At 52.1% G+C, this 14,255-nt stretch carries 12 protein-coding genes; 10 read left to right on the top strand and 2 right to left on the bottom strand.

The window, feature by feature from the left end; all coding sequences use genetic code 11:
* The first annotated feature begins 25 nt into the window (after nt 1–25).
* The 6 genes from mcsA to pssA all read left to right on the top strand — a co-directional run bounded on the left by mcsA (nt 26) and on the right by pssA (nt 7,605).
* A complete protein-coding gene (mcsA, locus tag QNH46_RS21725) occupies nt 26–544 on the top strand; it encodes a protein-arginine kinase activator protein McsA (RefSeq protein ID WP_283925968.1) in 519 nt (172 codons plus the stop codon).
* 12 nt (nt 545–556) lie between these two features.
* Complete coding sequence (gene mcsB / locus QNH46_RS21720; RefSeq protein WP_283925967.1) at nt 557–1,615, top strand: protein-arginine kinase McsB; 1,059 nt, start codon at nt 557–559, stop codon at nt 1,613–1,615.
* A 28-nt stretch (nt 1,616–1,643) separates the two neighbouring features.
* Entirely contained in the window at nt 1,644–4,091 is a 2,448-nt protein-coding gene (gene clpC / locus QNH46_RS21715; protein ID WP_283925966.1) for an ATP-dependent protease ATP-binding subunit ClpC, read from the top strand.
* A 228-nt stretch (nt 4,092–4,319) separates the two neighbouring features.
* On the top strand, nt 4,320–5,687 hold the full coding sequence (gene radA / locus QNH46_RS21710; protein ID WP_155613382.1) for a DNA repair protein RadA: 1,368 nt from the start codon (nt 4,320–4,322) through the stop codon (nt 5,685–5,687).
* Nucleotides 5,688–5,701: 14 nt separating this feature from the next.
* Nucleotides 5,702–6,778 carry a DNA integrity scanning diadenylate cyclase DisA gene (gene disA, locus QNH46_RS21705; RefSeq protein WP_283925965.1) on the top strand — a complete coding sequence of 359 codons (1,077 nt, stop codon included), beginning with the start codon at nt 5,702–5,704 and terminating at the stop codon, nt 6,776–6,778.
* Nucleotides 6,779–6,876: 98 nt separating this feature from the next.
* A complete protein-coding gene (pssA, locus tag QNH46_RS21700) occupies nt 6,877–7,605 on the top strand; it encodes a CDP-diacylglycerol--serine O-phosphatidyltransferase (protein WP_283925964.1) in 729 nt (242 codons plus the stop codon).
* Nucleotides 7,606–8,563: 958 nt separating this feature from the next.
* On the opposite strand, the gene QNH46_RS21695 is transcribed toward pssA, so the two are convergent.
* Together QNH46_RS21695 and QNH46_RS21690 are read right to left on the bottom strand one after the other, a co-directional pair.
* A complete protein-coding gene (locus QNH46_RS21695) occupies nt 8,564–8,959 on the bottom strand; it encodes a nucleoside triphosphate pyrophosphohydrolase family protein (RefSeq protein WP_155613379.1) in 396 nt (131 codons plus the stop codon).
* Nucleotides 8,960–9,311: 352 nt separating this feature from the next.
* Nucleotides 9,312–9,551 (bottom strand): hypothetical protein, encoded by a 240-nt coding sequence (locus QNH46_RS21690; protein WP_283925963.1) that lies wholly within the window; start codon nt 9,549–9,551, stop codon nt 9,312–9,314.
* A 216-nt stretch (nt 9,552–9,767) separates the two neighbouring features.
* Here QNH46_RS21690 and QNH46_RS21685 point away from each other — a divergent pair, with 216 nt between their 5' ends.
* The 4 genes from QNH46_RS21685 to gltX all read left to right on the top strand — a co-directional run bounded on the left by QNH46_RS21685 (nt 9,768) and on the right by gltX (nt 13,676).
* A complete protein-coding gene (locus QNH46_RS21685; RefSeq protein ID WP_283925962.1) occupies nt 9,768–10,856 on the top strand; it encodes a PIN/TRAM domain-containing protein in 1,089 nt (362 codons plus the stop codon).
* Nucleotides 10,857–10,957: 101 nt separating this feature from the next.
* On the top strand, nt 10,958–11,680 hold the full coding sequence (gene ispD, locus QNH46_RS21680; protein ID WP_283925961.1) for a 2-C-methyl-D-erythritol 4-phosphate cytidylyltransferase: 723 nt from the start codon (nt 10,958–10,960) through the stop codon (nt 11,678–11,680).
* Entirely contained in the window at nt 11,677–12,165 is a 489-nt protein-coding gene (gene ispF / locus QNH46_RS21675; protein ID WP_155613371.1) for a 2-C-methyl-D-erythritol 2,4-cyclodiphosphate synthase, read from the top strand. Before ispD ends, ispF begins: the two co-directional genes overlap by 4 nt.
* Nucleotides 12,166–12,212: 47 nt before the next feature.
* Nucleotides 12,213–13,676: a glutamate--tRNA ligase gene (gltX, locus tag QNH46_RS21670; RefSeq protein WP_283928524.1), complete on the top strand. Its 1,464-nt coding sequence runs from the start codon at nt 12,213–12,215 to the stop codon at nt 13,674–13,676.
* Nucleotides 13,677–14,255 lie beyond the last annotated feature (579 nt).

Below are 14,255 nucleotides of genomic sequence, written 5' to 3'. Positions count from 1 at the left end.
CTATCCGTAAGGGAGGGGACGTTCCATGCATTGTCAGGAATGCGGCAAACGACCTGCAACATTGCATTTTACCAAAATTGTGAACGGCGAGAAAACGGAGTTTCACATTTGTGAAACCTGTGCCAGAGAAAAGGGCGAGCTTATTCCAGGGACTTCAGGCGGATTTTCGATCCATAACCTGCTGTCCGGACTGCTGGATTTCACCCCTGGCAGTCACGCCCACGGGACCAAGGCACCCGAGAACCTGCGCTGCGAAGAGTGCGGGCTGACTTATTCCCAATTCAGCAAGCTTGGGCGTTTTGGATGCAGCTCCTGTTATAAATATTTCAATGACCGTCTTGACCCGCTCTTCAAGAGAGTACACGGCAATACGGTTCATGTAGGCAAAGTACCCAAAAGGGTTGGCGGGCATATTCAAATCAAGCGCAAGCTCGATGACCTTCGCAGAGAGCTGCAGTATCGGATTCATCAGGAAGAATTCGAGGAGGCCGCAGCCCTGCGGGATCAAATACGCGAGCTTGAGAAGAACATTTCCGAGGAGTAGGAGGAGTGGGCGATGGCAAATCTTCGGTTTACAGAACAACCGCTTAGCGAATGGATGAGAAGCGGAGGCAAGGAGTCCGAAATCGTCATCAGCAGCCGTGTCCGAATTGCGCGAAATTTGCTGAACAGGCCATTCCCTATGCTGGCGACCAACCAGCAATCCGAGGACGTGCTGAATCAGCTGGAGAGCGTGCTGCAAGATCAAAGGATGCAGCAGTTCGGGCCGTTGTCTTCGGTTCTTCTAGCCGATTTGGATGAGCTGGACAAAAAGGTGCTCGTTGAGAAGCATCTCATCAGCCCGAATTTGGCTAATGAGTCCAGATACGGCGCCGTCTTTATCAGCGATGACGAAAGCCTCAGCATCATGGTGAATGAAGAGGATCATTTGCGTATTCAATGCCTTTATCCCGGCCTGCAGATTGAGGAGGCTTGGGAGAAGGCGACCGCGGTGGATGATATTTTCGAAGCACAGGTGGATTATGCCTTTGACGATAACCGCGGTTTCCTTACCAGCTGCCCTACGAATGTAGGGACAGGACTTCGGGCCTCCGTCATGATGCATTTGCCGGCGCTGGTTCTAACTCAGCAAATAAATCGGATCCTGTCGGCCGTGTCCCAGGTCGGATTGACAGTCCGCGGCATTTACGGCGAAGGCAGCGAAGCGACAGGGAACTTGTTTCAAATCTCAAATCAGATTACACTGGGACAAAGCGAATCTGAAATTATTGAAAATTTGTACAGCGTTGTGATGCAGATCATCGAGCATGAGAAATCGGCAAGGGAGAGACTGCTCTCTGAATCCCGCCTGCGGATGACCGATCGCGTCATGCGCTCCTATGGCATTTTGTTATACGCAGCGATTATAGACTCTAAGGAGGCGGCGCAGCGGCTGTCCGACGTCAGACTCGGCGTAGATCTGGGATTGATCGATACGCTGCCCGTACAGGTACTGAATGAATTGAATGTCATGACCCAGCCTGGTTTCTTGCAGAAAAAATTTCAGGTCAGCATGTCTCCGGGCGAACGCGATATGTACCGCGCTAAGCTGATCCGAGAGAAATTGGGTAAATAAGAAACAACATTCATGGAGGTGTAGGAGTATGATGTTTGGAAGATTTACGGAGCGTGCCCAGAAGGTTTTGGCACTTGCCCAAGAAGAAGCCGTACGGTTAGGGCATAACAATATTGGAACAGAGCATATTTTGCTTGGTTTGATTCGTGAAGGGGAAGGAATTGCCGCTAAGGCATTAATCGGGCTTGGACTGGGTCTTGAGAAAATCCAGGACGAAGTAGAGACGCTGATCGGCCGCGGCCAGGAGCAACCGGCGAATATCGCTTATACGCCGAGAGCCAAGAAGGTTATCGAACTATCCATGGATGAAGCTCGCAAGCTCGGCCATACCTATGTGGGAACAGAGCATATTCTGCTTGGCTTGATTCGTGAAGGCGAGGGCGTTGCTGCCCGGGTATTGAACAACCTGGGTATCAGTCTGAACAAAGCGCGTCAGCAAGTGCTGCAGCTGCTGGGCAGCAGCGAGGCGGTGTCCAGTCATCATAGCACGCCAGCTAACGTGAATACGCCGACGCTGGACAGTCTGGCTCGCGATTTGACGGAATCCGCCAAAGAGAGCAATCTTGACCCGGTTATCGGCCGAAGCAAGGAAATCGAGCGGGTCATTCAGGTGCTCAGCCGCCGGACGAAGAACAACCCGGTGCTGATCGGTGAGCCTGGCGTAGGGAAGACCGCTATTGCTGAAGGATTGGCTCAGAAGATTATCAATAATGAAATTCCGGAGACACTGCGCGACAAAAGAGTCATGACCCTCGATATGGGTTCTGTCGTAGCCGGTACGAAATATCGCGGCGAATTCGAGGATCGCTTGAAGAAAATCATGGATGAAATCCGTCAAGCCGGGAATATCATCCTGTTCATTGATGAATTGCATACCCTGATTGGCGCAGGCGGTGCGGAAGGTGCCATCGATGCCTCGAACATCCTGAAGCCGGCGCTGGCCCGCGGCGAGCTGCAATGCATCGGGGCAACGACGCTGGATGAATACCGCAAGTATATCGAGAAGGATGCTGCGCTTGAGCGCCGTTTCCAACCGATAACGGTTGATCAGCCTTCCGTTGACGAAGCCATTCAAATCCTGCATGGACTTCGCGACCGCTATGAGGCCCATCACCGCGTTAAAATTACCGATGAAGCGATTGAACAGGCGGTTAAGCTGTCCGACCGCTATATCCAGGACCGCTTTCTGCCGGATAAAGCCATCGACTTGATCGATGAGGCCGGCTCAAAGGTAAGACTGAACTCATACACGGTACCGCCTAATCTGAAGCAGTTGGAGAGCCGTCTGGAAGACATCCGCAAAGAGAAAGACGCGGCTGTACAGAGCCAGGAGTTTGAGAAAGCGGCAGCACTGCGCGATACGGAGCAGAAAATCCGCGAGGAGCTCGACATCACGAAGAATCAATGGAAAGAGAAACAGGGCCGTACCGACTCTGAAGTTACGCCTGAGGACATTGCACAGGTCGTAGCAAGCTGGACTGGTATTCCAGTCAATAAGCTGAAGGAAGAGGAAACGGAAAGACTGCTCAATATGGAGCAAATCCTGCATGAGCGCGTTATCGGGCAGGACGAAGCCGTTAAGGCGGTCAGCCGGGCGATTCGCCGGGCGCGTGCCGGACTGAAGGATCCGAAGCGTCCGATGGGCTCCTTTATCTTCCTAGGCCCAACTGGGGTAGGTAAGACTGAGCTGGCGCGGGCCCTGGCCGAAGCCATGTTCGGCGACGAAAATGCGGTTATCCGCATCGACATGTCCGAATATATGGAGAAGCACTCCACGGCTCGTCTCGTTGGCGCCCCTCCAGGATATGTTGGTTATGAAGAAGGCGGCCAGCTGACGGAGAAAGTACGCCGCAAGCCATATTCGGTCGTACTCTTGGATGAAATCGAGAAGGCGCACCCTGAGGTATTCAATATTTTGCTGCAAGTGCTGGAGGATGGCCGTTTGACGGACTCCAAAGGACGTGTGGTAGACTTCCGCAATACACTGATCATTCTCACCTCGAACGTCGGGGCCGAAGCGATCAGACGCAATACGCGGCTTGGCTTTACTGCCGTAGACGACTCCGGGGCAGATTATGACAATATGAAAGGCAAAGTGATGGAAGAACTTAAGAAGAGCTTCCGTCCGGAATTCCTTAACCGGATCGATGAAATTATCGTATTCCACTCGCTGGAGCAGAAGCATATCGGCGAAATCGTTACGCTGATGGCAGAAGAGCTTCGCAAACGGCTGCATGAATACGAGGTGGACTTCGTTCTGACCGATCAAGCCAAGGAGTTTCTGGCTAAAGAAGGCTTTGATCCAGCTTATGGAGCGCGTCCGCTTCGCAGAGCTATCCAGAAGCATATCGAGGATCGCTTGTCTGAAGAATTGCTGACCGGAAACGTCAAGAAAGGCGATTCGCTGACGATTGATGTGGAGGATGGCAGCTTGACCGTGAAGAAGACGGGGGCTTTTACCAAAAGCGCCAAGTAAATGAATAGTGAGCAAAACGATCTGAATCGTATTGCAAAGCGAATCATGCAAGACAGCCTGGGAATTTCGGTTTCCGGGGCTGTCTTTTCTTCGTATTTCCCATATTTGTATAAAGCGCCCGAAAAACCTTTACGTTAAATCAGAAACAATGGTAAACTTTGAGTGTTACTCTTAGTGGTTTGGGCTGCAAGGTTTGTTAAATTTTGCAGATATTTTAAGGAGAGAAAAATGGTTAAAGTAAAAACAAAGTTTTTTTGCACGGAGTGCGGATATGAATCGCCGAAATGGTACGGGAAATGCCCGGGGTGCGGTTCATGGAACTCCATGGTCGAAGAAACGGAGAAAGTCGTAAAGACGCAGGGGATGTCCTCTGGTCTATTTCATACGAAAGAAAAACCGCTGCCCATCATAAACATAGAGAGCGGCAAAGAACCGCGCATCGTCACTGGCATAGGAGAACTGAACCGGGTGCTTGGCGGCGGAGTCGTACCCGGCTCGCTCGTACTGGTCGGCGGTGATCCAGGAATCGGCAAATCGACGCTGCTCCTGCAGACATCCCACGAAATGGCTCAGGCCGGATTGAAAGTACTGTATATATCCGGGGAGGAGTCAATCAGGCAGACGAAGCTGAGAGCCGAGCGGCTAGGAGCCTTGTCGCAAGAGCTGTATGTCCTCTGTGAGAGCGACATGGAAGCCATTGAATCGGCGATCGACGAGCTGAAGCCGAATTTCCTCGTCATCGACTCGATCCAAACCGTATATCTGCCGGAAGTGACAAGCGCGCCGGGAAGCGTATCCCAGGTTCGCGAATGTACGGCGCGCTTCATGCGCATTGCCAAAGGGCAGGGGATTGCCACGGTTCTGGTCGGGCATGTGACGAAGGAAGGAGCCATTGCCGGGCCAAGGCTGCTGGAGCATATGGTGGACTGCGTGCTGTATTTCGAAGGAGAACGACATCACTCTTACCGCCTGCTTCGGGCGGTGAAGAACCGCTTCGGTTCTACGAATGAAATCGGCATATTTGAAATGAACGAATCCGGCTTGACCGAAGTAACTAACCCTTCGGAGCTGTTCCTCTCCGAGAGGCCGCTTGGTGTCGCAGGCTCCACCGTCGTGGCGAGTATGGAAGGAACACGCCCGATGCTCGTAGAACTGCAGGCTCTGATCGCATCGACACATTTTCCTTCCCCGCGAAGGATGGCGACGGGTGTAGATCACCATCGGATGGGACTGATCATCGCCGTACTGGAGAAGCGGATGGGTATGTTCCTGCAAAATCAGGATGCTTACGTGAACCTGGCTGGCGGAGTGAAGCTGGATGAGCCGGCCGTTGATCTGGCGATTGCTGTGAGCATTGCTTCCAGCTTTCGCGATATTCCGACCAAGCCGGACGATGTCATCTTCGGGGAAGTTGGGCTTACCGGTGAAGTCCGGGCCGTCTCCAGGGCTGAGCAGAGGGTGAAGGAGGCAGCGAAGTTAGGATTCAAACGCGTTATTCTGCCCGAGAAGAGCATGAAGGGCTGGCAGAGTCCCGCAGGAATACAATTGATTGGCGTAAATACTGTTGCAGATGCGCTAGCTGTTGCGTTAGATTAGGGGGCATTAAGTTCATGAAGGAAAACACCCATGCGGAGAAAATGAATGATTTACTCAGACTCGTCGCGCCCGGCACTGCTTTTCGCGATGGACTTGAGAACGTGCTCCGGGCCAAGACCGGCGGGCTGATCGTTGTGGGATACAGCCCGGAAGTGATGGAAGTAGTTGAAGGAGGCTTCTCCATTAACTGCGACTTCTCGCCGAACTACTTATACGAGCTGGCAAAAATGGACGGAGCCATCATCATGAGCGAGGATCTTAAGAGAATATTGTATGCAAATACGCAGCTCATTCCCGATTCATCCATCTCCTCGTCGGAGACGGGGATTCGCCACCGGACGGCGGAGCGGGTGGCGAAGCAGACGGGCAAGCTGGTCGTCTCGATCTCCCAGCGCCGCAATATCATCACGTTATATCAAGGCGGGCTTCGTTATTCCCTGAAGGAGATTGGGGTTATCCTGACGAAAGCGAACCAGGCGATCCAGACCCTGGAGAAATACAGGGCTGTTCTCAATCAGGCGCTTACGAATTTGACGGCATCCGAGTTCGAAGAGCTGGTGACGATGCCCGAGGTCATTAATGTGATTCAGCGGGTTGAAATGGTGATTCGGATCAAAATGGAGATCAAACGGTTCATTAACGAACTGGGCTCCGAAGGCCGGTTGATTAGTATGCAAATGGAAGAGCTGGTTAGCAATATGGAGGAAGAAGCGTGGCTGTTATACAAAGACTATGCTAAGGAAGACAGCGATGAAGCCATTCGGGAAATTATCCTTGGATTGAAGCGATCCAGTGACGACGACCTGCTTGAGATGAGCCATATCACCAGACTGCTCGGTTATCCGGCTTCGGCGGCAATGTCCGAAGACTTAGTGTCTCCGCGAGGTTATCGCGTACTGAACAAAATCCCGCGTCTCCCGAACGTCATCATCCATAACCTTGTCGAGCGCTTCAAGCATCTTCCAGGGGTGCTGATGGCAACGATCGACGAGCTGGACGAAGTGGACGGCATTGGCGAGGTTCGGGCCAGAACGATCAAAGAAGGTCTTAAGCGGCTGCAGGAACAGGCTTTTATCGATAGACAAATTTAAGCCTGTATGCCTGCGGGCCGAGTTTTCTTTTGGGAATTAAAGTAATTTGCTTCATAATCCGATAATAAGATTATTGGAAATCTATACGAGGTGAAGAGATGATTACAAAATCACTTCCGAATGTATTTACCCTGGGAAACTTATTTTTAGGGATGCTAGCCATTATTTTTGCTTTTGACGGCAAATACAGCATGTCCGCGATCATGGTCATTGTGGCGATGCTGCTCGACGGGCTGGACGGGCGGGTTGCCCGGGCGCTTGACGCTCAAAGCGAATTCGGTAAAGAGCTGGACTCATTATCGGATATTATATCGTTTGGCGTCGCCCCTGCCCTGTTAATGTACTCTATTGCTTTTAGCGGGATTCATCCGGGAATTGCTTGGGCTGTTACGGCCATCTTCCCGATGTGCGGCGCGCTGAGATTGGCTCGATTTAATGTGCAGAAGGGAGTGCCGGGGTATTTCATCGGCCTGCCGATCCCAGCCGCGGGCGGTGTCATTGCCACATTGTCCCTGTTTCACAAGAATATGACGGCTCCTTACTTCATTTGCGGCATATTGCTCGTATCATACTTGATGGTTAGTTCCGTAAAGTATCCCAACTTCAAAAAGATCGGCCTTCCTAAAAAGGGAATTGCTTTAGCGCCGTTCGTTATCCTGCTTGCAGTTATGGTTGCGGTTCTTTTTCCAGAGGAATTATCCAAGCTTATCTTTATCCCGCTTGTCGTTTACGCAGCCTATGGCCTGAAGCAGAGCTTCGACAAATTGCTTCACCGCGGCAAGCAGGTAGATGACGATGAGGCCGAGGAAGCTTATCACAATCGTTGATATGTAAAATAAAAGCATGAGCGTCGGAAATCACGGCGTTCATGCTTTTTATCTTTATTGGATTTATAAGTTTTACGGCCAAACCGCATCGCCGCAAAAAGTTTAACGAATCTCATCCACGTTATTTGTGCATATTGGCTATGAGGTTAAATCTAACGATTCTTATCCACTCTATTTGCAGTGTATCTTCTGTTTGGGGGAGGTAAAGGATGAAATAACGTTGCCCAGCTTCGTTACATCTTGACTGAGGTGATTTTTGGACAAATAGCGATCGTGAGATTCGTTACTCATGTGCTATTGGGCGTTCCGGCTTCATTATTCAAATTCTGATTTCGTACTCACGTCTCTGGACTCATGATCACGTTCTGGTTTGTTATTTACATCCCAAATTCGTTACCACGTCTCACTCTCGTTACGGGTGTTCCTGGTCACGGGGAGCTTGTAGGTTCAAGGCCGGGTATTGTAGTCTGCTAAGTGCGATCAGCAGCAAGTATTGGTTGGCTAGCAAGATGGCGAAGCAATTTTCATGTCCTACATTGCATCTCGTAAGGGAGAAGTGTGCCTGGTACATAGCAGTACTAAGTTGGCTCCTGTGAGCTCCTGTAGTCTCTTATAGGTTCACGTAAGTACCTGTAGGCTCCTGATCGGGATTCCTGTTAAGAAGGATTGCTCTAGTAGAGCGTACTCGCAAGGGACAAGCAGAACATGGCACGCAGCAGCTTTCCGGGTGAAGCGAACGAGGAAGGGAGATACAGTAAGTAGTTCGGGGGAGTAGAAGCGTTCCTAAACATGACGTACCTGAATGGGGAAAAAGCGTGCCTAGGCAGTGCCTAAGCGCATCCAGTGCAAAGGAGTTCCTCGGTATCACTCACGCTATTTCCATATGGTGAGTTCAGAGGCACAGCCCTTGGGCCCTCCCTTTGGCAGGGAGGGGTGGGGGTGGGTGCAAAAAATACATCTATGATAAGTTAAACAATCCTAAAGTGGCGCACTTCTGCGATTCCCGTCGGACGACTTCATCCATGTCGATCTCCAGCAAGTTACAGAGAGCTGACATATAAAAAAGGTTACGTCCCAACTCATTGGTAACGGCATCCCGGCAGTTCTCGCAAAGTTCTCCTTGAACATGCTTGCGGATCGTTTCCTTGGCATGCTGCAGATCCATGCCGGGTTCGAATTGCTGTTTTGTGGCGTGAAGCTCGATGCAACCGCATTCAGTCACCGATTTAGTGACGGAGCGGACGACGGACGCATTGGTTTGTCCCAATTTGGACAGGACATCTAGCAAACTGCGGTGACGGAGTAACAAATCAGAAACTTGTTCTTGAAAAGATTGCAGGCTTTGAGCGCTCATTTTTCCATCCACCTCAAATATTATGAATTGAGTTCATTATATGCCACAATTTCCCCTCATATCAAGCTGGAATTGCCGTAATGATGGGGATTGTCCCATTTTCTCATCAGAAAAAATTCGAATTTTGTAGTTTGTCTTCGTAATCGATCATCAAATAACTGACGCGTATCCGGGTCTCTCATCACAAATACAAAACAGCCTGGCATAAGAGTGGCCGTATCGTTGGCCCTTATGCCAGGCATAATGTCGAGCATCGACAAATACAAGATTTAGAAAAGTGTCCGTGCTCCCTATGAATTATTTGAAGCTATTCTGGTATTCCGCTAAAGCAGCTTCCATCGCCTGTGCCCATTCATCCAGGAAGTCCTGGGGATAAAATATTGAGTTCTGTAAACAGCGCCGTTAATCGGTCATTAATAAAATGGCTGGTTTGAGACACCGTATTGCTGATGCTCGTATAGGCATTTTCCTTTAGCTGCTCCGCGGCCAATTGGTAGGAGATGAGCCCCGATAACAGGATAAATGCGGATATCGTTGGCACAAACAGCCACAGTATAGTCGTTCGTAAAGAGCGGAATCGAGGGAATCTCATATGTCCCCTTCCTTTCGTGCAGCAGTCATTTGTGGCGGCATCCTGACAGCCGGTTGTCCAGATTTATATGAAAGAATAGCATGCTGATACGGAATATGGAAGCAGAAATAACCAGGAGAAGCTCGTCTGGAAATTTTTATCCAACGAAGATTACGCCGCCAAAGTTTGGATCATACTGGTTAAAGAACATACTAAATTTTGGAGGTGAAGAGAGACATGGTCAAAAGATGGTTCATGATTCTGTCCGCTTTGTGCGGGGCGTGGCTCGGTTATACCATGGAAGAGCTAACGGGCCTGTTTCCGGGGCCGCTGCGCGCATGGCTTGGCGGGATGAGTCCTCTGATGTCGCATCTGCTGCTTGCGGCTGCAGGAGCAGTCTTGTGCGCATTCATGTTCTCCCTTGTTGCGGATATCGCATCTGCACGAATCAGACGGTGGATCGAAGCGATTACGGAAATACCGATGAATGAAATGATGGCCGGCGCGGCCGGATTGACTGCAGGACTTCTACTATCTTTAATGGTCTACCCTGTATTGTCCTTGCTGGGGTCTATGGAGAGTTTTGCGCAGTTCGCGGTATCGGCGCTGTTCGGTTATATGGGGCTGACCGTGGGGCTGGCGAAGAAGGAAGAGCTCTCCTCGTTCTGGAAGTCTGGCAAATGGGGAGCCACAGAGCAGGGCGAAGAACGCAGGTTGGAGGAGCATAAAATTCTCGACACCAGCGTCATTATCGATGGGCGGATCGCTGATATTTGCAAGACAGGATTTATCGAAGGAACGATCGTCATTCCTGAGTTCGTGCTGGAGGAGCTGCAGCATATCGCCGACTCATCGGACTTGCTCAAGCGCAACCGCGGACGGCGCGGGCTGGATATTTTGAATAAAATCCAGAAAGAGCTGGACGTCAAGGTCATGATTTACGAGGGGGATTTCGAGGAAATCTCCGAAGTGGACAGCAAGCTGGTCAAGCTGGCTAAGGTGCTGCAGGGGAAGGTCGTCACGAATGATTTCAACCTGAATAAGGTGTGCGAGCTGCAGGGGGTCTCCGTCCTTAATATCAACGATTTGGCGAATGCCGTGAAGCCGGTCGTATTGCCGGGTGAAGAGATTATGGTGCAGGTTATCAAAGACGGTAAGGAGCATGGTCAAGGGGTGGCCTATCTGGATGACGGCACCATGATCGTCGTTGAAGGAGGCCGGGATTATATCGGAACCATTACCGAGGTGCTTGTCACCAGCGTACTGCAAACTTCGGCGGGCCGGATGATTTTTGCCAAACCAAAACTGTTGGAAAAAGCCCAGTAAAAGCGGTATGATGGGAGTATCTGCGCAGTTCTGGCGGTTTTCCTTAAGCGGGATGGCCAGACCAGAAGCCTGCGTAATTCCAACGGATGAGGCAGGGAAGCATGGTGGCACAAGCGAACAGCGCCGGAGCCGGAGCGATTATTGTGGCGGCCGGGCGCGGTACACGCATGGGTACGAAGGAAAGCAAGCAGTACCTCATGCTGCAGGACAAGCCAATCGTCGTTCACACGTTAGAGGTGTTTGACCGCCATCCCCTGATCACCGAGATCGTCCTGGTGACGGGTGAGCAGGATGTTGAGCGGGTTCGGGCGTGGATCGACGAGTATGGCATCACAACTCCAATCAAAGTTATTCCGGGCGGCGCCGAGCGTCAGCACTCCGTATACCAAGGGCTGCTTCAATTGAGCTCAGTTTGGGTACTGGTGCATGATGGCGTCCGCCCTTTTGTCACGGAAGAGCAGGTAACCGCCTGTTATGAAGCGGCCGTTAAGCATCAGGCGGCCGTGCTGGCCGTGCCGGTGAAGGATACGGTTAAACAGGTGGATGAGCAGGGCTGGGTGACCGCGACGCCGGATCGGCGCAGCCTTTGGGCCATCCAGACGCCGCAGGCTTTTCGCCGTTCGGATCTTATGCGGGCCCATGAAGTGGCCGCTAAGGAGGGGTTCGTGGGCACCGACGATTCGATGCTCGTGGAGCGGATGGGAATACCGGTTCGGGTAGTGGAAGGGGCGTACGGCAACATTAAAATCACTACGCCGGATGATTTGGACTACGCCGAGTTCGTGCAATCGCAGAAGGAAGCTAAAGGGAGAGGTAACGCATGATTAGAATTGGACAAGGATTTGACGTACATCAACTTGTGGAAGACAGGCCTTGCATTATCGGCGGGGTAACGATTCCTTTCGAAAAGGGGCTGCTGGGGCATTCCGACGCGGATGTGCTGCTGCACGCGATCACGGATGCGGTGCTCGGGGCGCTCGGTCTAGGCGATATCGGCAGGCATTTTCCCGATACGGATCCAGCTTATAAGGATGCGGACAGTTTGAAGCTTCTGGAGCGGGTGTGGGCCATGGCTGTTGAACGCGGCTATCGCCTTGGAAATCTGGACGCGACGATCATTGCCCAACGTCCGAAGATGGCTCCGTACATCCCGCAAATGGTCGAGGTTATCGCTGGCGTACTGCAGGCGGAGCCGGAGCTGGTGAATGTAAAGGCCAGCACGACGGAGCAGCTTGGCTTCAACGGGCGGGGAGAAGGCATCACCGCTTTGTGTGTTGTGTGCCTGACGAAAGATATGCTATCATCTTAAAATAATTTTTGAAGATTCGATTCGCTATTTATTCCAGGAGGGGATTCATTATGACGGAGGTTCGCGTTCGTTATGCTCCGAGTCCGACGGGGCATTTGCATATCGGCAATGCGAGAACCGCGCTGTTTAACTATCTGTTTGCGAGACATCACGGAGGCAAAATGATCATCCGGATCGAAGATACCGACGTGAAGCGCAACGTCGCCGGCGGGGAAGAGAACCAGCTGACTTATTTGAAGTGGCTTGGCATCGATTGGGATGAGAGCGTCGATGTCGGCGGGGACTACGGTCCGTACCGCCAGACCGAGCGGCTGGATATTTACCGCAAATATTGGGAGGAGCTTCTCGATAAAGGGCTGGCTTACCGCTGCTATTGCACGGAAGAGGAGCTGGAGCAGGAGCGCGAGGAGCAGATGGCCCGCGGAGAGATGCCGCGCTATTCCGGCAAGCACCGGGATTTGACGCCGGAGCAGTGCGCCGCTTACGAAGCCGAGGGACGGCAGGCGAGCATCCGCTTCCGCGTGCCGGAGGGACGCACGTATACGTTCGACGATCTGGTCAAAGGCGAGATCACGTTCCAATCCGAGACGAGCGGCGATTTCGTCATCGTCAAGAAGGATGGCATTCCGACCTACAACTTCGCGGTCGTGCTCGATGATCACCTGATGAACATTACACACGTGCTTCGCGGCGAGGATCACGTATCCAACACGCCGCGCCAGTTAATGATTTATGAGGCGTTCGGCTGGGAGCCGCCAGTGTTCGGGCATATGACGCTGATCGTCGGCGAGAACCACAAAAAGCTGAGTAAACGCGACGAATCGGTCATCCAGTTTATCGAGCAGTATGATGATCTGGGATATTTGCCGGAAGCGATGTTCAATTTCATCACGCTGCTTGGCTGGTCGCCGGAAGGCGAAGAGGAGATCTTCTCGAAGGAAGAGCTGATCTCGATCTTCGATGCGAAGCGGCTGTCCCGCAGCCCTGCAGTGTTCGATACGAACAAGCTGGCCCACTTGAACAACCACTACATTAAGAACGCCGAGCCTGAGCGTATTGCTAAGCTTGCGATTCCGCATTTGCAGAAGGCTTCGCGCCTGCCTGCCGAGCTGACGCCGGAGCAGGAGGCATGGGCCCAGGCGCTGGTTGCCCTGTATCAGGAGCAGATGACCGCGGCGTCGGACATCGTCGAGCTGTCGGATCTGTTCTTCCGCACGCATTTGGAGCTGGATGCGGAGGCAGCAGCCGTTCTGTCTGGAGAGCAGGTGCCGGAAGTACTGAGCGCATTCCTCGCGAAGGTTGAGGCGCTCGCCGATTACACGGCCGAGAACATCGCTGCACTGATCAAAGAGGTGCAGAAAGAGACCGGGCACAAAGGCAAAAATCTGTTCATGCCGATTCGCGTAGCCCTGACCGGCCAGACACACGGCCGCGACTTGAACCAGACGATTTATTTGCTTGGCCGAGACCGGACGATCGACCGGCTGAAGGCGCAAATCCGCGGGGCTTAGCGACAAATCAAATGTTGTCATTTTTGGAGCCTTTCGGGTAATATATAGACAGATGAGTGAGATGAAGATTCAAAAAGACAAGTTTTCAGCACCGAGAAGGTTGGATGAAGCTAGGGACAGAGGAGCACAGCGTAGGCAAAGCCTACGTGAGCACAGGAAGGACCGGGTGAATTCAAGATTCGATGTCGAATTGCTTCTAGGGCTACATCGTGATCAAAAGATGTTTTTTTGAATCCACCATATAGCTTGAAATGCATAGATCGGGAGAAGTACGACAGCCCATTGTATTGTCCAGAGAGGATAACCGAGGAGCCGACAAGCGGCACCGGGGTGAAAGTTATCTCAATACATGCTTCGGAAATGCACCCGGGAGCAGTGGAGTTGAGCGCGCTTTTGGCTTGGCATGACGGTCATTAACCGCATGCGCAGCGCCTGGCGCAGGTAGACTTTGCCGCATCGTCCCCGTTAAGGACGCCAAGAGGGATGGGGGAGCCTGAAGACCGTTCTGCCTGCGGGCAGGCAGCGGGAGTCCGGCCTTACGTCCGAAGCAGAGTGGAACCGCGCGTTAAGCGTCTCTGC

Origin of the sequence: Paenibacillus woosongensis (genome assembly GCF_030122845.1) — a bacterium.
Lineage (GTDB): Bacteria > Bacillota > Bacilli > Paenibacillales > Paenibacillaceae > Fontibacillus > Fontibacillus woosongensis_A.
Note: the sequence above shows the minus strand (reverse complement) of the source record. Positions and strands in the feature narration are given on the sequence as shown.

What these genes read in the sequence shown, in the direction of transcription:
- mcsA (WP_283925968.1), top strand. Translation starts at nt 26, where the DNA reads ATGCATTGTCAGGAATGCGGCAAACGACCTGCAACATTGCATTTTACC.
- mcsB (WP_283925967.1), top strand. Translation starts at nt 557, where the DNA reads ATGGCAAATCTTCGGTTTACAGAACAACCGCTTAGCGAATGGATGAGA.
- clpC (WP_283925966.1), top strand. Translation starts at nt 1,644, where the DNA reads ATGATGTTTGGAAGATTTACGGAGCGTGCCCAGAAGGTTTTGGCACTT.
- radA (WP_155613382.1), top strand. Translation starts at nt 4,320, where the DNA reads ATGGTTAAAGTAAAAACAAAGTTTTTTTGCACGGAGTGCGGATATGAA.
- disA (WP_283925965.1), top strand. Translation starts at nt 5,702, where the DNA reads ATGAAGGAAAACACCCATGCGGAGAAAATGAATGATTTACTCAGACTC.
- pssA (WP_283925964.1), top strand. Translation starts at nt 6,877, where the DNA reads ATGATTACAAAATCACTTCCGAATGTATTTACCCTGGGAAACTTATTT.
- QNH46_RS21695 (WP_155613379.1), bottom strand. Translation starts at nt 8,959, where the DNA reads ATGAGCGCTCAAAGCCTGCAATCTTTTCAAGAACAAGTTTCTGATTTG.
- QNH46_RS21690 (WP_283925963.1), bottom strand. Translation starts at nt 9,551, where the DNA reads ATGAGATTCCCTCGATTCCGCTCTTTACGAACGACTATACTGTGGCTG.
- QNH46_RS21685 (WP_283925962.1), top strand. Translation starts at nt 9,768, where the DNA reads ATGGTCAAAAGATGGTTCATGATTCTGTCCGCTTTGTGCGGGGCGTGG.
- ispD (WP_283925961.1), top strand. Translation starts at nt 10,958, where the DNA reads ATGGTGGCACAAGCGAACAGCGCCGGAGCCGGAGCGATTATTGTGGCG.
- ispF (WP_155613371.1), top strand. Translation starts at nt 11,677, where the DNA reads ATGATTAGAATTGGACAAGGATTTGACGTACATCAACTTGTGGAAGAC.